A 20,533-nucleotide genomic window follows, 5' to 3' on the forward strand; every position below is an offset into this window, starting at 1 on the left:
TTATAATGAAATTTCTATATTCCCATCAAAGAAATAAAGAATTTTCTCCTCTAATGTTCTGTTTGTTAAACGTTCTACTGCTTTTGCATATAACGCTATTTGAGTTTCATAGCGCTTTTTCAATATAGGCACAGCTGCTTCAAGGTCGCCTGTAAATCTTCCTTGCACTCTATCGGTTTTATAATCTAGTAAATATAGCTTTCCGTCCGTTTCAAATAAACAGTCAATCATCCCTTGAATAAGGACAGGCTCCCCCTCTGCATCAATATGGCTGTATACCTCTTTAACAGGTAACACCATACTAAATGACACTTCTCGTTTCACCCAATCCGCTTTTCGCAGCTTTTGACCAATAGAAGTAGAGAAGAAGGCTGCAATTCCTTCTTGATCAATTGACTGGACTTGCTCATTTGTTAGCAAGTCTCGCTGCTGTAAGGAATCGAGCAGCTGCTGTATACGTGAATCATCGTAGGGCTCGTCAAAAGGAAGCGCAATATGCTGCATGACTGTGTGCATTGCGGTGCCTTGCTCTGCGGCAGTGAGTGCTTTTTTCTTCATGAAAGCCGGCCGGTCATACAACGTGGCACGAGCTTTTCGAAGAGAAGAAGGAACACTGTACTCATCCTGTATTTCTTTCATTCTCTTTATCTCGGAAACAGACTGCTTTGTGCCGACTTGTGAGGCCGCTAGATATGGGTATCTCCATGAAAGTCTCTCTGCTACTTTCTCATCAGCATCACCATATTCTTCAACAGGCAGCCCCTCCATCAAAGCTTGTACCACCTCGTCTTGCTGCTCCTTTTCAAGTGACATATCTTCTTTTAGAAGATCGGAAGCTTGAGTAAATGAGATTGTGAATGCTGATGGATGCGAAAGAACAACATCACCTGTTTCTTCTAAAATAGATGACATTGCTTGGTGACGGATGAGAGCAGGACCAATAAAATCTAAGTATGTTTTCGATTGATAACGTTCAAAATCAGGGAGCAGCCAATCTTCTCCGGTTGCAGCATTTTGCCATTTGCTTAATGCTTTCACCTGATTTTTGACAGAGCCGACCAGAAATAATTTTTCCTTCGCTCTTGTGAGCGCCACATATAGAACTCTCAGCTCTTCAGATAACAGCTCTTTCCTCATCTTTTTTTTCATCGCTACAAGCGGTAATGTTGCATAACTAATTCTCAGCTCAGGATGGATATACTTGCTTCCAAAGCCTAGCTCTTTATCAAGTAAATAGGACTGGTTTAAGTCCATCATATTAAAGTTCCTGCCGAGTCCTGCGGTAAAGACGATTGGAAATTCTAACCCTTTACTGCTGTGAATCGTCATCATGCGAACAACATCCTCTGTTTCACTGAACGTTTTTGCCGCACCAAGATCATCTCCACGCTCCTGCATTCTTTCGATAAAACGAAGAAAACGGAACAGCCCTCTAAAGGCAGCTTTTTCATACTGCTTCGCTCGATCATAAAGAGCGCGGAGATTCGCCTGTCTCTGCTTGCCTCCAGGCATCCCGCCAACGTAATCTAGATACTGCGTATCGCGGTATACTTCCCAAATCAATTCCGCTACTGAATGATTCATCGAGAAATCACGCCATTTACGCAGCAACCTGAAAAACCGTTCTAGTTTTTTGCATGTAGGGTGATCTGAATGAGTCACACTCATAAATGCCTTCACAGCATCATAATAAGTGCCTTTTTTATCACTCGTGCGAATCAGTGCCATTTCATTTTCGTCTAAATGGACAAGTGGTGATCTTAATACAGCTGCAAGCGGGATATCCTGATATGGATTATCGATGACTTTTAACAGAGAAAGAATGACAGACACCTCTGTTGCTTCAAAATAACCGGAAGAAAGATTCGCATACACAGGGATTCCCTGTTTCTTCAATTCCTCCATCATTTGCGGAGCCCATGGCATAGAACGAAGCAAAATCACAATATCCCGATACTGCAAGTTACGGGTCATTTGCTGTTTTGCATCGTACACTTGAAATGGCTGCTCCACCAATTGTCTTATTTTTTTAGCAATGACTCTCGCTTCAAGCTGTACGGTCTCTAGTTCTTCTCGCTCTTCGTCAGTTTCTGCTTCCTGTTGATCTAAATGGACAAGAAGCATTTCTGTCGTTGTATCTTCGCTTTCTGGATAACTCGCTCCAAGCTTTAATTCAGCTTGTTCATCATATTCAATTTCTCCAACTGTTTCCCCCATCAGCTGTTTGAACAAAAAGTTCGTACTGTCTAACACATCTGAACGGCTGCGGAAGTTTTTATTTAAATCAATTCTCTTCCCTGTTTCTTTGCCGTCTGTTGTAAATTGTTTATATTTGTTTAAAAAGAGCATGGGCTCAGCCAGTCTAAAGCGATAAATGGACTGCTTTACATCACCAACCATAAACAGGTTGCCGTCTGCGGCATGTTCCCCTTTAGATACAAGTTTTAAAATCGTTTCTTGTACAAGGTTTGTATCTTGGTATTCATCAACGAGCACTTCTTCAAACTGCTGTTGATAGTACTTGGCCGCTTCTGTTTCGATCAAATTTCCTTCCGCATCCTGCTCTGCTAAAATGCGTAAGCAATAATGCTCTAAATCCGAAAAGTCCACGATTGATTTTTCTTGCTTCGCTTTTTCGAAACGCTGTCCAAATTGGATGACAAGCTCCACAAGTGTTTCGACCACCGGCTTCATTTCAGCTAAGCTTTTCAAATGCTGGGCTGGACTGCGCATAAAGTATTCATCTTTAAGTTTTTCTAATTGTTTTTTTGCTTGATTGCGTGCATCTGTGGCTTTTTCTAACAGCACAGGGTCATATTCGTCCCCTTTACATGTTTTGAGCCTTTTAAAATTGATGTTTGGCAAAAGCTCGTAAAGCTTTTCAAAATCATTTTGGTGCCTGATTAATTCATTGACTTGCTCTAAATCATCTATAAAATTTTCTGCTCTCGGTGCCGGGCCGCCCGGTTCTTTTGATAGGGCGAGAGCTCGTTCGAGTAGTTCGAGACAGCTTCGAAAAACGAGAGAAAGATCCTCTTTGATATATGGGTAAAACGGTAATCGTTCTACTTTTGTTTGAGCATCTACATCATAAAGAGAAAGAAATGCCCTCATCCATTGCTCAGGTGAAGGGTGAGATCTGGAAAACTCATAAATTCTCTTCACAAGCCATTGCAAGTCTAAATCATGACGGTCAGAAGTATAGCGATCAACCAGTTCAAAGAACGATGGCTTTCCAGCCTTATATTCATCCTCAAACAGTTCATCTAACACTTCATCTCCTAATAATTCTCCTTCTGTTTGATCAGCCAAACGGAAGCCTGGATCAAGGTCAATTTCATAATAAAAGGTGCGCAGAACCTGCAAACAAAAGGAGTGCAAGGTAGAAATATTGGCACGATTCATGAGCGACAGCTGTCTTCTCATATGAAGGAACCCGGGGTTTTTCGCTAATTCCTTTTCAAGTGCTTCTGTGATCCGATGCTTCATCTCTGCCGCAGATGCATTTGTGAAAGTCACAACGAGCAGACGATCCACATCAACTGGATCTTCTGGACGGGTCATTTTTCGAATCAGCCGTTCAACCAAAACAGCTGTTTTACCTGACCCTGCTGCCGCCGCAACAAGAATATCTTGTCCTTCTGAAACGATGGCTTCCCACTGGTCATCCGTCCAAGTACTGTTATTCGGTTTTGGTATTTGCATACTGATCCCCTTCTTTTTTGATCCGGTCTATCACAACATCATCCTTTTCAGATGAAAGCACTCTAAATTCATTATCCTCTATCGATTCATCAAATTGGCAAATAGACTTAAATGAACAAAAGCGACATGGTGTTTGATCCTTCAATTTATATGGATTAATGGCAACTTCACCATTTGTAATTCTTTCGCCTGCTTCTTCAAATGTGCGCCGAACGTGCTGTGTGAGTATATGGAAATGATCTTCACTTAAAACAGCAGAGTCAGAACGGAAAGATCCGTCCTTTTTCAAACCTGCTTGAATGACTTGTGATCTTCCTGATTCAAGCGTTTGATCCATTAGCTTTACCGCTTCTACATCTTCAAGCAATAGACCTTTCATTTTAAATTTCTTGAATATTTCCTGCTCAATTTCATCCTCTGCAAGCGGAATCGGTGCTTGAATAAGCGGATCATGGATATGGAAATATAAAATGCCAGCTGGCGTTGCTTCTACACCGAGCCATTCCTTCGAATACGTAATGGTTAAATCTAAGTAAGTGAGCATTTGCAAGGCAAGCCCATAGTATACCTCTGCTAGATCAAGACCTTTCTCACTCGATTTGTAGTCGACGATTCTCAACAACAGCCCTTTTGAACCTTCTGCTTTATCTACGCGGTCAATTCTTCCGACAAGCTCCATCGTACAGCCATTTTTCAATTGAAAAGTAAACGGCGGAAGAGGTCCTTGGCCGCCAAAGCCTAACTCAAGTCCAACGGGAGAAAATCCACTCACTCTTGCATGCTCACTTAATATAGAAGAGACCCGAATCAAGATTTTCTGGAGTTTTTCTTTAATATAAGCATGCCTATTAGAGCTTAATAGGATTTCCTTTTGAAGACGCGGAGCAAGCTGTTCGATTGCATGTCTTGAATAATTGACACAGTCATCCTTCGTTAAGTTTTTCCAATCCTTTTTTTGTTCAACAAGCGTATCTGAAATATGCTTTAAAGCCGAGTGAAACAGCTGGCCGATATCGGGTGCTTCCAATTTATAAAATTGCCGGTCCTTTAGTTTTAAGCCGTGGGAAGCAAAGTGAGAAAATGCACACGCATTGAATTTCTCCATTCTTGAAACACTGCCTTGAATGTGATCACCGTAAAGTTCTTTTGTGACGTTTGGTTTTAAGCGCTTTGCTCGATTTGTAAAAAACAAACTCGACAATATGTTTTTTGATACATCACGATGAGTTGACTTTATCAAATAATTATAAACACTCCACCATACACCACTGATGGGATATTGGTTGAGCCATTGCTGCAGCTGCGAGACAGTATACGATAACGAGACATGCTCATTCGCTACAAATTTTAATTGCTCCTCGTCATCCAGCTGTTCCGGGTCTAACACATACAAAGCATGCTGATGATTTGGCATAAGCTCCTGACAATACTTGATAAGAGTCGAAGGCAATAAAGAGCGCCCCTCTTCATCTGACACTGAATAAGACAGATACAAATGACGAGATGGACTCGACAGCGCCTGGTAAATTAAAAATTGCTCATCTAGCAGCCGTTCCTTTCCTGTCTCTGCCAGCTCTGCTCCTGCTCGTTTTAACCATTCCCTGTCATCCTCAGACAAAACACTTTCGTCAGAAGGGCGTGCGGGAATAACGCCATCATTTACCCCAATGATAAACATACACTTCACTTGATACATTCTTGATAAATCCATACTTCCGATAAATACTTGGTCGAGTGAAGGCGGAATTAAAGCGAATTTTAAAGAGGCCAATCCTGTATCCATCATCTGCTGGAATAAAGGAAATGAGAGCTCCTCCTCACCGAGCATTTCAACAAATTCATCCATTAATTGAATAACAGCATCCCATACTTGTCCATGCTGCATGGCTTCAGCTAATCTACCTGCTTCTTCTGCCTCCAGCCTAGCCTTTTCAAGTTTATCCGGCACTTGTATTTCCTCTAAAAAGACATAGACTGCCTCCACCATGTCTTTTACCTTTTGCGCTTTTTTCAGCCTTTTTTGTAATTGGAAAAGCGGGGGTGCAATCCACTCCTTTACATCATTCAGCATCTGTTCCATTTCAATTTCTTGATCTGTTTGTCCAAAATCCTCATCTAAAGATTGGAATCGTCTGTAGTGGAAACGGGAGCCGTTTGTCCAGCGTTCTCCTTTTACACCATAAGCAATACAGTAGTTTTCAAGCTGATCTGCCTGTTCTCTCGCTTTGTTTTTGGCAAGCTCGAGCGGAAATAAGAACTCTGTTTTCACGCAGCGAAACACGGCCTCATACCGCCAGTTTCCTTTAATGACATCCAAGCTCGAACGAATCAATTCAATGAGCGGATGATACTGCATTGATTCATTTCCATCAATAAAAAAAGGAATATCGTAATCTCGAAAAACCTCTTTTAACGTATCTTTATAGTCATCTACATGCCGCGCGACAACTGAAATATCTCGCAGTCTAAGTCCTTCTTCTCTCACTAAATGAAGAATTTCTCTCGCTACTCCCTCAATTTCAGCTCGTTTACTCGCACTTTTAGACACTGTGAGATGAGGGGTTACTTCCTGATATGGCTGCACCGGTCTTTGCTCATATTGGCGTTCTAAATAAGCAAGATCTGGCGTATGAAGATGCCGGTTATTTCTCTCCAAAATGTGCTCGGAAATGGCCGCTCCGCACTCTTTGGCAAGCTGATAGAGCTGGAAATACGTTTTACCAGTCATACGAAATAAATCAAGTTCATTTGGCTGCTTATCATGATAGGAACGATCCACTGTGAACGCAGCCGTTATTTTCTCAGCATGAAGCAGAAGCTGTTCAATAACGAGAAGCTGCTGCGGTGTAAATTGATAAAAGCCATCTATATAAATGTGTGCTCCTTTTATTTCTTCAGATAAAGGAATTTGCTGCGTGAGAAGTGTCAAATAGTCTTCTGAGTGCACATATTCATCTTGTAAATGCTGCTCCATCTGCTGATAAAGAACATGCAGATCATGCAATTTTTCGCCTGCCCGCCTTTCTTCTGTATACTCTGAATGCATGCTCGATAATGAAATTTTTTCAATATCCTCCGGCAGCATGCAGTATCTTTTGAACTCAGCCATCGTCTTTTCGATTTGCTCGACAAACCCCGGCTTATCACTCGCTTTTTTGAATACCTTAAACTTTTCTTTCTCCTCTTCAATCACTTTTCTTAAAAGCATTTGAATTCCTGTGCTTGTCACAAATTGCCGGTTCGCTCCGCCAGTCTGCTGTAAAATAGACCAAGCAAGACGCGTGAAACTAAATACTTTGGCCCTGATCATCCCGCCAGCTTCAGACGTTTTTGCAAGCTCATATTCCATTAAGAATGTCATTTGATCCGGGACTAAAAAAATGATTGGCGGACCTAGCGGATCTAGCCGAAGCTGTTCTTTGATTTCCTCTAAGATTGCAGTCGTTTTTCCACTCCCCGATCTGCCTGCTAAAAACTGAATCTCCACGCTCCACAACACCTTTCTTATGTACTCATATTCTAGCGAAAATAAAAGTAAATAGCTATTTTCCCCTTCTCCTTCCTAAAAAGATATAGGCACCTTTCCTTATTCTTCTCATATCATAAACCATCATGAACTCAAAGGAGGCTGGCAATATCATGTATTACGGTTATTATGACTACTCGCCATATGACATGCGCCAAAACACAAGAATCATTTCAGACCTTGAAAAAGCGATCAATGGTGAATATTCTGCGATCCAATGCTACGAAAAACTTGCCCAAAGAGCAAAAACTCCTGAGGCAAAAAAAATCATTCAAGAAATACGCCAGGATGAAGTCAGACACTATCAACTATTTACAAAGCTATATTATTCTTTAACAGGTAAAAACCACAAACCAAGCGTAACAGAACCTTGTCCAGATCAATTTAGAGAAGGGCTTCATTTCGCATTTAAAGATGAACAAAAAACGGTCGATTTTTACTTAACGATATCAGATTATGTCCGGGATCAAGGAACAAAAGAGCTGATGAAACGTATTGCTCAAGATGAACAGCAGCATGCTGTATGGTTTTTATATCTTTTAACGCACCATGTGTCTTAGATAGTCCTATTTTAATAGGAGATCGTATGTTCCGTCAAAAAAATGAAATCGTCTTTTTGTTCATTCAATCTATAAAATAAAGAACTATTTTCAGCAAACCTCTCACCTCTTTCCCTTTTTCAAACGTGAAAATGACAATTTGATAAATAAAAAAACTCCTCTGCCACACATAGCAGAAGGAGTTTTTTTCATGATCGTTTAATGAAATTTTGCTTCATTGCTTTGCTGCTGATGTTTTAGCAGCCCATCAATGGACAGCATCTTACTGCCGCTAAGTGTTAAATAAAGCGCCATGACAAGCAGCGATAGTTCAAATTCATAACCGCCAACAAATCCTTTAGAAAAACCAACCGTCATAATCGCCACAGCCATAATTGGTACAAATAGCGCTGCGAAAATACGTGTTCCTAGACCTAAAATCAAGGCGATACCACCGACCAGCTCAATTGTCTTTACAATATAGGCCATAAATTCCGGTATACCGATTTGTCCAAAGAATGCCGCTGTTCCTCCCAGACCTCCTTGATATGCCTGAAGTCCGTGTAGAAAGAAGATCAAACCTAAAATAACACGTACGAAAAGTGTTCCTATTTCTTGATTCGTTTTCATATAGTGATTTCCTCCTGTTTTTACACTACATAATGTAATGTTAATAAGTAAAAAAATTAGTAATTTAGATTAAGCATAATCATTAAGACCACCATGAGAATGGTTGATGTGACAATGGGAATAATGGGTACATTGAAAGGAATATTGTATGTTGGATTTAAGATCTTTTGTATTCTTAAATTCAATGCCCGATCTCCAAAAGATACTGCAAACTTCGTTTGTTTTTGAAACTGAGTTCTCTTTTTAATGAGTTTCAAAAGGGCTTGCCCTACTCCAAGCTCAGTGCCTGTCTGCCGAATCGCATAGTCATCTGCGATCACTTCACGAAAAACGGAATAGCTTTGTCTCATATGCTTTAACACTGGAATGTACCAAATAACTTTTGTGAGCATTGAGAATGTGAAGGCCTTTAAAGGATCATAGCTGTATTTGTGGTGCAATTCATGATGAACAACAGCGTCAATTTCCTCTTCATCCAGCATGTCCGTGAGAGACGTTGATAAGTAGACCTTTGGATGAAGCATCCCCATGGCAAAAGCAAGCGGTTCATGACAATGAAACACAATAATGTCGTTTGTATATTTCTCAGATAAATATTCGGTCGACTGGTCATCGACTGCAAGCATCAGTTTTTGCTTGAATTGAATGTACGTTTTGATTTGCTTCGTCATATAGAAAATCGCAAATCCCAATGTGTAGAGGACTAAAGCATCTAGAAAATATTTTAAAGGAGTGAATCCATAGAATTCGAGAACAGATTGGCATACATGAATGAGATTATATGCTTGATTCCAGCCAAAAAAGCTTGAAAGCACGTAATACCCCATCTGATAAAAAATCGTTAAACCAATCAAAATACCGCCTAAAAATAGCAGGCTCGATTTCATTTTATTCATTTTGCTGCTCCTCTTTTTTGGATGCCAGCCTTGCTTCAAGCACTTTGAGTAATTCAGGGTCAGCACTTTCAATTGCATCCACCATATGATTCACTGCCAGTGGCCCAAAATCGTCCATCAGCCCTTGCGTAATCCATTTTGTCTGCTCATTTAGAAATTCTTCTTTTGTTAAAATGGGATTATAAATAGAGGAACGCCCTTTTGTTTTCTTCTCCACAATTCCCTTTTCGGTTAAGCGGTTCAGCACAGTCATCACCGTGTTGAAATTAATCGGCTTTTCATCTGACAGCTTCTGCTGCACTTCCTTAATCGGCATATCCTCACCTTGATAAAGGATCTCCATAATTCTTCCCTCTAAAGGACCAAAAAAACGATTCAATCCCTTTTCATTATATTTAAAAGAAGGAATTTTCATGTTATCACCTCACACTAAGCATTGTAGTGCAATTGAAAATGATAGTCAACTGATAACAAAAATAGGGGAAAATCGTTGTATATTACCTTTCTTTTAGGTAAAAATTATATCCCTATTTATTTAAATAAGTGGTAAGATTCACGATAAGATAATCTTATGAAAATGGTAAAAAAATTCGTATTTTATTTATAGAGACTTTTGTATTATAGTGAAGATAACAACATTTCACTTACTGAACAAATTTATAGGAAGAAGGTTTACATGTGATGAAACAAGGAAAGAGCCTTCGAACCGATCTCATTTTGATCGCAATAAGCGGTTTAGGTGGATTTCTTTTGTCTTTAACAGGAATGTCTATTGGCTGGATGATCGGTACATTAATCACAGCTGCATTTATTGCCATGCGACGTCCCCCCCTGTTTCAGCGTAAAGGAAACAACACCTTGCGTATTCACAGCAGATGGCTACTCCTTGGTCAATTTATTCTCGGAATCGAACTCGGACAGAAAATGAACATGAAAGTTCTTCATATTTTCGCTGAACATTGGCTCCCTGTGAGTTTCATGCTCGTTTTTTCTATTCTACTGGCGATGCTCTCTGGCTTTGCCTTATGGAAGCTGAGTAAAACAGATATGCTGACCAGCTTTGTCGGAACAGCACCAGGCGGTTTATCTGCTATGCCAGGGATTGCCCAAGAGGTTGGAGCAAATACAGCCGTTGTCAGTCTCGTACAAACAACACGTGTATTAATGGTGGTACTCACCATCCCATTTACGGTGTTCTATTTAAATACAAAAAATCCAGCGGATGCAGCTGCAGGCGTTCAAGGGAGCGCCTTTTCATCCGGCGTTTTCACCCTGTCAAATATCTCGTGGACTGCTGCACTTATTTTAGGTGCCTGGCTTATGTCACGCCTGGCGGTTCGTCTTCATTTCCCTGCTCCTTGGCTGATTGGCAGCATGTTAGGAGTTGCAGCTCTTCAAGTAGGTGCAGGTGCGCTCATAGGTCATGATTTGATTCCTTATTGGCCAGCACAAGCGAATATCGCATCACAGGTATTTCTAGGTGCAACCATCGGTTCAAAAATGAATAAACAGATGTTTGTCGGGCTTAAAAATACGTTAATTGTAGCTGTCGTCAGCTCAGCTGGACTGATTGCTGCAACGGTTCTCAGTTCAATTGCCATTGCTGAGGTCACAGGGATTTCTGTCATTACAGCCATTCTTGCCTTTTCGCCTGGCGGTATTGCAGAAATGGCAACAACAGCAGTCACACTCCATGAGGACTCAACCTTTGTAGTAGCTGTACAAGTCGTTAGAATCATTCTTGTCATAGCTATGCTGCCACCGTTTTTTCGATTCTTACATCATGTCTGGGCAAAAAGACATCCTGAATATAAAGCCGCAAAATAAAAAAAGAGGCGCTTTGCACATGTGCAGAGCGCCTCTTTTTTATTCATCCTTATTTCTTTTGACACCAACTACTTGATCCTTTGAAATCGTTCCAAAATGCCGGCTGTCGAAGCTATGTATTCGGTTATCTCCGATCACGAAGTAATGGTTTTTTTTGATTTTATCATGTCCTGTGATGGCTTTCAGCTGAAAATCTCCTGTCAGGACATTCCCCATTTTATGTTTTTTCTGCTCTTTTAAATAGGGTTCTTTCCATTTTGCCCCATTGACAAATAACTGATCATCGACATACTTGATCGATTCTCCCGGGAGCCCAATGACCCGTTTGATCAAAATTTGATTTTTGGGCCCGTGAAATAACACATAATCAAACCGGCTAATTTTCGTGAGTTTTGGCGAGAACTTGTTGATTAATAATTCTGTTCCATCTGTAAATGTGGGGTCCATACTAACCCCTTCTACTTTATACTTCACAAACAGGAAATTCTTTACCTGGAACAATAAGACGATGCATGTAATGATCATCAACCATAGCAATGGCTTCTTTTTCATTAAGAGCCTCCTTTGTCCTCACGCTTGCTCATTCGAATGTTCAACCTATTTTCTACTCTCTTTCCAACATACCACAATAAAACGATAACTAGAACTGCAAACACACTTCTTAACGGATTCTTTACTAAAGCAGAAAGGTCATAACCAATAAAACTAATGATAAAGAGCATGACACACTTACCAGCTAAAGCAGCTAATGAAAATTGCCACATGCTAATTCTTGATAAGCCCGCGACCACATTGACGGCAGCAGAAGGTGTAAAAGGAAAGCAGAGTAAAATAAATAACGGACCAAATCCCCGTTTCTCTACCCAAAGCATTAATTTCTTAATGGAAGGGTGTCTGCTAATAAAGTTCAGCATTCTCATCTGTCCAAATTTTCTGATCAGTAAAAAGACAAGAATAGAACCTGCACTTGCACCGATCCAGGTTAATAAAAAGCCTTCCCAAAGGCCGAATGCATTTGCATTTGCCACCGCAAACGCCACGAGTGGTAAAAAAGGGAGAAATGCTTCAATCAGAGGAAGCAAGATAGCGACAATTGGTCCAAAGGCCTTGTAGCTTTCAAAAAATGATGTGATATTTTCATGAGTAAATAGAGAAAGAAATGATGTCAACTTGTTTGACTCCTTCAAGGTTTGTCTACATTTCATTTTACATGGAAAACATAAAAATATACAAATAAATCCCACTCGCCCCCCTTGAGATTTTTTGACTCATTCGATATAATAAACAAGAACATTTGTTCTATTTATAAAGAAAGCAGGCTTGGACATGACGAGACTATCAAGAGTACAGCTTCAAATGATGGAACAGGCCATCTTTCTTCCTATGGTCATCTCCATCCTCAATCGTGATCTGACACACTTAAAACAACATCAAACATTTAAATTAAATGAACCATACATTCAGCTTGTGACCTCTGTGTTAAAGGAAGCACAGAAAGCACTTTATGAACTGAAGCAGCATTTACGTAAAGAAAGTATGAAAGTACAGCAAATTGAACACGATGAGGGATTTACAACGTATCTATTTATCATAAATGGCTATGAAGAAAAGCATAAATACTTTAATCCGCGTATACGTCACCGGGTAGAGGAACTGCTGACTCGATATTTTCTCCAACAAACAAATGAACTATAGGCTGAAATGTTGCGCGGTACCCATGCAAAAAAAGCCTGCTTCGGCGGCAGGCTCCTACTTATTTATGATAATTCAAGCTGTTTTCTCAGCTCTGTTCTCACTTCGTTTAATCCTGGTCCATCTAACTCAAAATAATACACATTCCCAGGCTGATAATCATGTCCCTTTAGCTGAATGGTATCTACTGATTTCAATGAGCTCAGTAATGGAAAAAGACCGATGAACTGTTTCATGGAAAGATTGGTTGAGACATTATCACCAAGCGTATCAATGATGTTGTCGTATGAAGGAATCGAAGAAATCGATTTAGATTTTTCAAAGATGGCTTGAAGTGCTTCCATTTGGCGCTTTCCGCGCATGAGATCACTGTCTGCTTTTCTCGTTCTCACAAAGGCTAGAGCTTCTTCGCCATTCAGTCTATGAGTGCCTGTCTGCACTTGAACTTTTCCTTTTGAATCCTTTTCCATCTGTTTTACGATGCTTTCATCTTCAATCGTTACATCAATTCCGTTTAGCTCATCCACAATGTCTTGAAATGCCTTAAAGTTACCTGAAATCACATAGTCTACAGGAATGTTCAACAAGTTTTCGACCGTTTTGACTGACAAATCTGCACTCCCAAACGCATGGGCGTGAGCAATTTTATCATATCCTCTTCCCGGTATATCCACATAAGAATCACGAGGAATACTGAGAAGCTTAATGGTTTTGTCTGTTCGGTTCACCGCCGCCAGTAAGACCGCATCACTTCTTGCTTCGTCTACCGTTTCACCTGGACGGCTGTCAATTCCAAGCAGCAGCACCGAAAAGCTGTCCTTTCCTGGATCAAAAGCTTTCACACGCTTTTGCGAGGTGTCTCCTCTTTCTAATGATACTTGCGCCTTATTCGACGCTTTTGAAATTTTATAATATGCGTATCCAGTCACGGACACTGCCATCACCATGACAAATGCCATCATAAACAGCACGGCTTTCACCCAAGGTCTCAGCCTTCTTTTTGATCTTGTTTTTTCCTCCATCCTTTCCGAACCCTCACTCTATCTTAGTCTATTAATGTAGGTCCCACTATAACATATTTTGATGAAAGTTTCCTTCATGCAACATATTTTTATGAATCCACAATCTTAAACTTCAGACAGCTCACCTATACAAATTTAAATCAAAAAACAGCCTGCGGAAGCGGCTGCTTTTTCCATCATGATTGAATATCAAATTGAAATTGTCCCTTCAGTTCTTCTTCTGCTTCTTGAAATAACTGACGCAAGCTCTCAGCATAATCACCAAGAGCGTCTTTGCTCTTTTGAAAATTCACCCATGTCAGTTCTACTGGAAGAGTCACCTCGCCTGTCAAACAGTCCCAAAGAGCATCAAGGTTTTTCCCGTAATAATCAGGAAGGTGTAAAATGGTTTTTAGCTGGTCATGAAGCTCTTCTTGCGACCTGCACACTACGCCGTCAAGCTTTACTTTTTTCATGTTCATCTTCCCCTCTCCTCTCTATATTTTAAACGAATTGGAAGAGAAAGAGAAAGACGGACACCTTACTTTTGTTTCTGTCTGACAGCTGAGATCAATAGAATGAGGCAGGCAGCCAAAACGAGCAAGAAAAAGAGGGTTAATACGATCTGAGTACCGTAAATATCAGCGAAGAGGCCAACAAACACACTTGGAATACCAAGACCTAAATAAGCAAACAAGTAATAGCCTGCAACGGCTCTAGCCGCCTCTTTTTTCCCCCGCTCAACAATGAGCTGAAGTCCACCTAAATAAGTAAATCCATAGCAGGCAGTACCCGCCAGCATCGTTCCGGCAAGCACAAGGAAGATAGATCCGCTGTTTGCACCGTATAGCAAGAGGCCATATCCGCATGGAAGACAGATAAACCCCAAAAGAAGCGCTGTGCTGCTATTCATCTTGCGCACAAAGGGCTGCATCAGGACACCTGCCATATTAATCAAAAAGAGCGCCGGTCCTACCCACAATTCATAACCATTTAATTTAAGCTGTGCTGGCAAAATTGAAATGACAAGGCCGCACACCGACCACGCGATAGCAATGGCTGCATTCGCCGGCATTGTTCCTTTTGGAAATCTTGGCATATTCATCATCGGTTTACCAGAATCTCCTTGGACAGGCGGCACGAAAAAGAAGACACCCACAATAGTTAAGAATAAAAAGGCCAGCACAATCCAATAGCTAAGCGGCGTGAGCGACACACGCTGAAAAGAAAGAAGTGCTGTAAAAAGAGCACCGCCCCCAAATCCAATCGAACTGCATAATGCAATAAAAGTTGGAATCCAGCTTGATTTCTCAGGATATAAAGCAATCAAATATGCGGTGCATGTTCCAACGCTAAGACCAAGACCGACACCTTGCAGCAGCCGGGCAGCAAAAAGCATCTGTATGGAAGGATGTACAATCATCAACAAAGTGGCACATAATGAAAAGCTAAGCGCAACCAATAAAATCGGTTTGCGTCCAGCCCGGTCAGAAATACCGCCAAGAAAAAGCAAAACTGGAATGAGACCGAAGACATACGCGGCAAATACAAGTGCTGTTGCCGCCTTTCCGTACCCTGCTTGTTCTGCATATTCCGTATAAAGGGGCACTTGCAGATTCACAGCAATCGTAATCATAAAAAGACCAAGTAAAACGAAAATAAACGGGATCATGGATAAGTGTGCCGTTTCTTCTTTGGATGCTGGGATCATTTGACTCTCTCCTCTATGTCATTGCATATGAGAACAGTGTACACACCATTTGGCTTACTTCCTACATCCAAAAACGGCACTATTGACCAGTCCATAATTCCGTGTCATCATCATCTTATGATGTGAAAACGAGAGAAGGTGCACGATGTATATTCATTTAGACCGTTCAAGCGCTACCCCGCTCTGGCAGCAAATCGTAAATGAGATCATTCAAAAAATTCATTCACAAAAACTGCATCCCGACGTTCAGTTAACACCGACAAGAGTGCTCGCACAGGAGCTTAATGTATCAAGATCAACCGTCCAGCTTGCCTACGATGAGCTGCTGGCAAGAGGCTACGTCAGCACATCTAGAAGAGGCGGTACAAAGGTCATTTCAAGTGATCAATATACAGCTTCCACTCCCCATCAAAGTGAACCACCTTTCCCACCTCCGACAAGACCTCACTTTGAAGAAGCCGAAAAACAAATGGATCATTGGCTGTCAGCCAATCAATTTCATGAGAAGCTCGATATTGATTTTCGTCATCAGGAACCGGCGATCGATGACCACTTTCAAAACATATGGAAACGCTCGCTCATGAAAGCATTACAGCGGTTAGATATGAAGAATTGGGGCTATTCCTCCCCGCATGGATTATGGGAAGTGCGTTCAGAAATACGCCAATATTTATCTGTTGAGCGCGGGATTGAAGTAGAAGAAGATCAAATGGTGTTAACAGGTGGCACGCAGCAAGCCATTGATTTGATTTCACAGGTATTGCTTGAAAAAGGGGATACAGTAGCTGTTGAAGATCCAGGTTTCCCTGGGGCAAGGCTGTCGTTTATGCATCGCGAAATGAACATTCACCCCGCACCAGTTGATGAAGAAGGAATGGTGTTGAATACATTGCCCCAGCAAACAAAACTGATTGCTGTGACGCCCTCCCATCAGCGTCCAACTGGAGTATGTATGAGTGTAAACAGAAGGCAGCAGCTGCTAAAGTTTGCTGTCAGCCATCAGTCTTATATATTAGAGGATGATTTTGATGGAGATTATCGTTACCATGGCGGGCCGCTCCCTTCCCTATTTTCAGAAGCACCCGAGCATGTGATTTACATCTTAAGCTTCTCAAAGGTGCTGGCGCCTGGCATCCGGCTTGCTGCCATTATCGGTACCAAAGCAGTCATAAAAGAAATTGCCGCACTGCAATCACTCATTCAAAGACAGCTGCCCATTATGGAACAAATCACACTCGCTTCTTTTTTCAAAGAAGGAGAATTCACGCGGTATGTCAGGCGAATGAGACAGCTGTATAAAAAAAGACAGGCGGCCATGATGGAAGCCCTTTTGGCACATCAATTTGACAAACACTTTCATATCTATGGAACCGATACGGGCCTTCATGTCTTTTTAGAAGGAGCACCAGACTTTGATGAAAAAGGAAGCATTGAAGCAGCAAAGGCAGCTGGCGTTGGCATTTATCCATTAAGTCCTTATTGTTTTGAAAGTAATCGAAAGGGATTACTACTAGGATTCGCCTGTACGGACGAAAGCATGATTCAAGAGGGCGTTCGCCGTTTAAAGAAAATAATTCACATCTAAAAAAGCCTGGAAGTAAACCTTCCAAGCTTTTTTAGGATGATTGCTGAATCTGACCTACTTCTTCAATAAATGCGGCTGTCTGCTGCAAGCCATCCTGAAAATGATGGGTAGCGGATATAAACAGCTTTTCTTGATCGGGATGCTTCAAGAGCTTCTCCACCTTACTAACCCCTTTTTCAAATGAAGCAAGGCCTGTCTTTAATTGTTGATCGGCCTTTTGATAAGCGGCTGGAACTTCTTGATGATCAAGCCCTTTTTGAATCACACGATCAAATGCTTTCGTCGCTTCTGTCAATTTTTTATTTGTTTGAATCTTTCCATGTCCATCTGAGATAAACTGATCGGTCATCTTTTCATATGATTCATTTAACTCATCCATATAAGATTGAACCCATTGTTCATAAGCAGCTTCTTTTGCGTCTTGTTTTGAAGGCGATTGACCTGCTTGCTGACAGGCTGCTAGTAATGTCACTGTTAGGATAAATAGCAGCACCAAATGTGATTGTTTTTTCATACAGAGCCTCCATTTCTTCATCCCATTCGTTCATATCGGTCAAATATAAGCATCCTTTACTACATAAGAATACTTCGCAAAAAATGATTTCTTTTATTGTAACAGACGACTCGTGTCACTTCTGTGATTTATGTTAAATAGTTTCACTTTATCATTTTAAAAAACTTTAAGATGATAGATCATTAACGTTTCTAATTAATTGTGTAATCTTAAGTATATCGTATTGCGACAGTTTTTCAGGTTTTTTCAATTCTTCTTGAAAAAACGCTCCTAACTCCTTTTCATTACATATTACAAGAGGGTTTTCATTGTCGGTGTTTTTTTTATGTACAGAGTTTATTTGATCTTGCTTATATCCGAAGTATAGAATCCCTTTTACCCATTGTACACTCGGAACCTTGTCCTTCAGAAATGTTTGTAGTGTTTGGGCTGTGCTTCTTACTTGCAGTGCTGGATCACCATAAGATAGAATTTCTAATGCTGCATCCTTCGAACTGTCTTCAGAAAATGGATTTTTTGAGTTTCTAATCACTAGCGTTTTCTTATGATGATCTTCTACCTCTGGAAACATCATATCGAATAAATAACTGAACTCCCCCAAATCATTTTTAGTATAATCATATAAAATTTTTCCTCTCCAATGTTTTGTTTCGATGATATAAACACCTGTAGGTAACAAGACAAGATGGTCAATTTGTCTCGCTCCTAATATCTTGCCTCTACTATCTGGCACGAATTCATTTCCCATAATCATCATTTGATCATGCGTAATACGCCCTTCATTTACTAAACTTTGTTTAATTTTTAATAATAAATGATGCGTTATAACTTCCCCTTTATTTCTTTGGAATTTCGCTTCTATTTTTTTTGCTTGTTCAAGTTCTTTAATTGACCTTTCTTTCTCATAAATTATATCTTCCATTGCTGCAGTTTGTTCTTCGCTTACTTTTAAAACTTGTTGTAATTGATCATTAAACAATAACTTGTTTTGTTTTATTTTTCTTGATAAATGTAAACAAGCTCCAACAAGAATTATCATGAGCATAATCACAAAAATCTTCATGTACATCCCCCTCCATTTTATCCCTATTATTACCATCGGCATTTTTTATATTTTTTTCGACTTTTGCAGAATTTGTCGAACAAAAAAAGACCCCCTTTTGGCGCCTGGTTGCATTGCATTAAACCCATACAACATTTTCTGCTGACAGCCCAGTCGAGGTATTTCCTGTGTTGACGACTACCGGCGGCTCAACGAGCATTGCATGTCACTCTTCTTTCGGTATGGTTTATGTTCTTTTTCTTTTGGGATCACGTACATTTCTCCTGCTTTCAGTTCGATCTTGCCATCTCTGAACTCAATTTCCTCCTGACCTTCAATGACGAGAATACTTCATCCGTGTCGTCATAATGATGCCAACCGAAACCGCCTTAATTTTCACAAGCTTAAATTACACATTATTCATTTTTGCAATGACCTTCGGTGACCAGTGTTCAGTAAATGTTTTGAGTCTGTCTTTTTAAATGAGTGAATTTCAACTTGTGGCACTCAATTGCCATCACCTCAGCTTCACCTGCTTTCGCTGCGGTAATGCCAAATGCACCTGCCATCTCCTGCATCTTCGCAAAAGTAGGTGTTTTAGGTGTTTTCGTATGAGAACACATTTTGACTTGCTGACGATCCGCATATTGCAGCATCTGCAAGAATGAATAATATGCGCTAGTTAAGAGTTCCAGCGGCTGCTCTGCCGCTGGTTTTTGATTAATATCTGTTACGAAGCTCCCTTAATATAAAATCGTATACGAGATTGAGCTGCTGTTCCTTTGGATACAGCATAAATTCTTGTTTCTTAGGCAGACCTCCATCAAGACGATCTTGAAATTTCGTTCGGAGATATGCTGTCCGGTGCACCTGACTCTCAAATGATTTATAAGAGACATCAAGTTTGACGGTTTGCTCATTTGTAAAGGTGACCACCGTGTCTCCGAGGGATGATTCCTGGAAGGTATGAATGTATTTGTGGGAGATCCAGCCGCACTGAGGACGGTTGGATGAATAAGTTGGGAAGAAATACAGATGATTGGATGAGTCAATTACAATTGGAGGCTTGTGAGAAATTCCTGTTACTTCATATGTTCCCGCCTTTCTGCCTGCATAGCTTGAGCCGAAGAATCTGCAGCTGCGTTCAATAATTTGCAGGGGCTTTAATTCAACGTAAAAGCTTGTCTCTCTTTCTATGACTTTTGAATATACTCTTTTTCCTTCTTCAACTGAAAGGACCGCCATTGTTGTTTGATTAATGACGTATGAATCTAAAGGTGTTTCACTAATTCCTGACACTTCATTTCCTCCTGTGTTAATATTTGGTTATTTAAGATACTATTAATCTATCACCAACATATAAGAAACGACAGGATTTTTTCAAAATTTATTAAAAATCATCTTTTTATCATATTTTTTAGTCCATTCGATCTATCGAAAAGCTTTTTTTTAAAGATATATCACATACTGTCGATTGGACAAGTGATGTCGATTCTGCTCAAAAATAAATTGTCTAAAAATTATAAATTCTTGTTGATTTTTTCTCCGCCAATCCATATACTATAAAAAAGGCATCGGGGGGATTCTTTATGAAAGAGAAAAAAACGTATGCTGAGCTCATGAAGTCCCGCAACACCCAAAAAACCGAAGAAAACGGCGTCACCATTTTAGACATCTATATTCAAATGGTTTTAGATGAGGCGCTTTATAAACAGCGCTTAACCTTCCTAAGAGAAGAGATTGATAAGGCACTGGATCAGCGTGATGAAAAGCGATTCAATGACTTGTCAGCTCAATATGCAGAACACTGCTTACATCAATCATGATGATTTTACTTGCGGCAGAGAGACAGCAACTTGTCTCTT

General features: G+C 40.4%; 18 protein-coding genes and 2 pseudogenes. 5 read left to right on the plus strand and 15 right to left on the minus strand.

What is annotated here, in order from left to right:
• Together addA and addB are read right to left on the minus strand one after the other, a co-directional pair.
• Positions 1–3,705, minus strand: coding sequence for a helicase-exonuclease AddAB subunit AddA (gene addA, locus V6Z54_RS02225; RefSeq protein ID WP_338527655.1), 3,705 nt, complete (start codon positions 3,703–3,705; stop codon positions 1–3).
• Positions 3,683–7,192, minus strand: coding sequence for a helicase-exonuclease AddAB subunit AddB (gene addB / locus V6Z54_RS02230; protein ID WP_338527656.1), 3,510 nt, complete (start codon positions 7,190–7,192; stop codon positions 3,683–3,685). Before addB ends, addA begins: the two co-directional genes overlap by 23 nt.
• Before the next feature lie 152 nt (positions 7,193–7,344).
• Between addB and V6Z54_RS02235 the strand changes: the two genes are divergently transcribed.
• Complete coding sequence (locus V6Z54_RS02235; RefSeq protein WP_338527657.1) at positions 7,345–7,791, plus strand: ferritin-like domain-containing protein; 447 nt, start codon at positions 7,345–7,347, stop codon at positions 7,789–7,791.
• Positions 7,792–7,989: 198 nt separating this feature from the next.
• Here the strand turns inward: V6Z54_RS02235 and V6Z54_RS02240 are convergent, their stop codons facing one another.
• From V6Z54_RS02240 to V6Z54_RS02250, 3 genes are read right to left on the minus strand one after another with little or no spacing between them, the layout of a single operon-like run.
• Positions 7,990–8,400, minus strand: coding sequence for a DoxX family protein (locus tag V6Z54_RS02240; protein WP_039177642.1), 411 nt, complete (start codon positions 8,398–8,400; stop codon positions 7,990–7,992).
• 56 nt (positions 8,401–8,456) lie between these two features.
• Positions 8,457–9,296, minus strand: a complete 840-nt coding sequence (locus V6Z54_RS02245; protein ID WP_338527658.1) for a M56 family metallopeptidase — start codon at positions 9,294–9,296, stop codon at positions 8,457–8,459.
• Complete coding sequence (locus V6Z54_RS02250; protein WP_024425495.1) at positions 9,289–9,711, minus strand: BlaI/MecI/CopY family transcriptional regulator; 423 nt, start codon at positions 9,709–9,711, stop codon at positions 9,289–9,291. Before V6Z54_RS02250 ends, V6Z54_RS02245 begins: the two co-directional genes overlap by 8 nt.
• Positions 9,712–9,977: 266 nt before the next feature.
• On the opposite strand from V6Z54_RS02250, the gene V6Z54_RS02255 reads away from it, so the two are divergent.
• Entirely contained in the window at positions 9,978–11,123 is a 1,146-nt protein-coding gene (locus tag V6Z54_RS02255; RefSeq protein ID WP_073979212.1) for an AbrB family transcriptional regulator, read from the plus strand.
• A 39-nt stretch (positions 11,124–11,162) separates the two neighbouring features.
• Here the strand turns inward: V6Z54_RS02255 and lepB are convergent, their stop codons facing one another.
• On the minus strand, positions 11,163–11,675 hold the full coding sequence (gene lepB / locus V6Z54_RS02260; RefSeq protein ID WP_041089716.1) for a signal peptidase I: 513 nt from the start codon (positions 11,673–11,675) through the stop codon (positions 11,163–11,165).
• Positions 11,675–12,292: a TVP38/TMEM64 family protein gene (locus V6Z54_RS02265; RefSeq protein WP_024425492.1), complete on the minus strand. Its 618-nt coding sequence runs from the start codon at positions 12,290–12,292 to the stop codon at positions 11,675–11,677. The genes lepB and V6Z54_RS02265 overlap by 1 nt, the downstream gene beginning before the upstream one ends.
• A 157-nt stretch (positions 12,293–12,449) precedes the next feature.
• On the opposite strand from V6Z54_RS02265, the gene V6Z54_RS02270 reads away from it, so the two are divergent.
• Positions 12,450–12,818, plus strand: a complete 369-nt coding sequence (locus V6Z54_RS02270; RefSeq protein WP_059374641.1) for a hypothetical protein — start codon at positions 12,450–12,452, stop codon at positions 12,816–12,818.
• 62 nt (positions 12,819–12,880) lie between these two features.
• Here V6Z54_RS02270 and V6Z54_RS02275 read toward each other — a convergent pair whose 3' ends face one another.
• From V6Z54_RS02275 to V6Z54_RS02285, 3 genes are all read right to left on the minus strand, one after another.
• Positions 12,881–13,837, minus strand: coding sequence for an LCP family protein (locus tag V6Z54_RS02275; RefSeq protein ID WP_075611182.1), 957 nt, complete (start codon positions 13,835–13,837; stop codon positions 12,881–12,883).
• A gap of 176 nt (positions 13,838–14,013) precedes the next feature.
• Positions 14,014–14,292 (minus strand): barstar family protein, encoded by a 279-nt coding sequence (locus V6Z54_RS02280; RefSeq protein WP_075612369.1) that lies wholly within the window; start codon positions 14,290–14,292, stop codon positions 14,014–14,016.
• A 65-nt stretch (positions 14,293–14,357) separates the two neighbouring features.
• Positions 14,358–15,527: an MFS transporter gene (locus tag V6Z54_RS02285; RefSeq protein WP_338527659.1), complete on the minus strand. Its 1,170-nt coding sequence runs from the start codon at positions 15,525–15,527 to the stop codon at positions 14,358–14,360.
• A gap of 145 nt (positions 15,528–15,672) precedes the next feature.
• Here V6Z54_RS02285 and V6Z54_RS02290 point away from each other — a divergent pair, with 145 nt between their 5' ends.
• Positions 15,673–17,112 carry a PLP-dependent aminotransferase family protein gene (locus V6Z54_RS02290; protein ID WP_338527660.1) on the plus strand — a complete coding sequence of 480 codons (1,440 nt, stop codon included), beginning with the start codon at positions 15,673–15,675 and terminating at the stop codon, positions 17,110–17,112.
• A gap of 31 nt (positions 17,113–17,143) precedes the next feature.
• On the opposite strand, the gene V6Z54_RS02295 is transcribed toward V6Z54_RS02290, so the two are convergent.
• The 5 genes and pseudogenes from V6Z54_RS02295 to V6Z54_RS02315 form a co-directional block, all read right to left on the minus strand.
• Entirely contained in the window at positions 17,144–17,626 is a 483-nt protein-coding gene (locus tag V6Z54_RS02295; RefSeq protein WP_039177626.1) for a hypothetical protein, read from the minus strand.
• A 166-nt stretch (positions 17,627–17,792) separates the two neighbouring features.
• Positions 17,793–18,689: a nuclease-related domain-containing protein gene (locus tag V6Z54_RS02300; protein WP_075611179.1), complete on the minus strand. Its 897-nt coding sequence runs from the start codon at positions 18,687–18,689 to the stop codon at positions 17,793–17,795.
• 118 nt (positions 18,690–18,807) lie between these two features.
• A pseudogene (locus V6Z54_RS02305) lies at positions 18,808–19,146 on the minus strand (cupin domain-containing protein); the annotation flags it as partial.
• A 34-nt stretch (positions 19,147–19,180) separates the two neighbouring features.
• A pseudogene (locus V6Z54_RS02310) lies at positions 19,181–19,363 on the minus strand (hypothetical protein); the annotation flags it as partial.
• Between the two features lie 25 nt (positions 19,364–19,388).
• Positions 19,389–19,967: a competence protein ComK gene (locus V6Z54_RS02315; protein WP_041089706.1), complete on the minus strand. Its 579-nt coding sequence runs from the start codon at positions 19,965–19,967 to the stop codon at positions 19,389–19,391.
• A gap of 290 nt (positions 19,968–20,257) precedes the next feature.
• Here V6Z54_RS02315 and V6Z54_RS02320 point away from each other — a divergent pair, with 290 nt between their 5' ends.
• On the plus strand, positions 20,258–20,494 hold the full coding sequence (locus V6Z54_RS02320) for an IDEAL domain-containing protein (RefSeq protein WP_008348804.1): 237 nt from the start codon (positions 20,258–20,260) through the stop codon (positions 20,492–20,494).
• Positions 20,495–20,533: the final 39 nt, after the last annotated feature.

The organism is Bacillus sp. MAG717A (assembly GCF_036884855.1).
GTDB classification, from domain to species: domain Bacteria; phylum Bacillota; class Bacilli; order Bacillales; family Bacillaceae; genus Bacillus; species Bacillus safensis.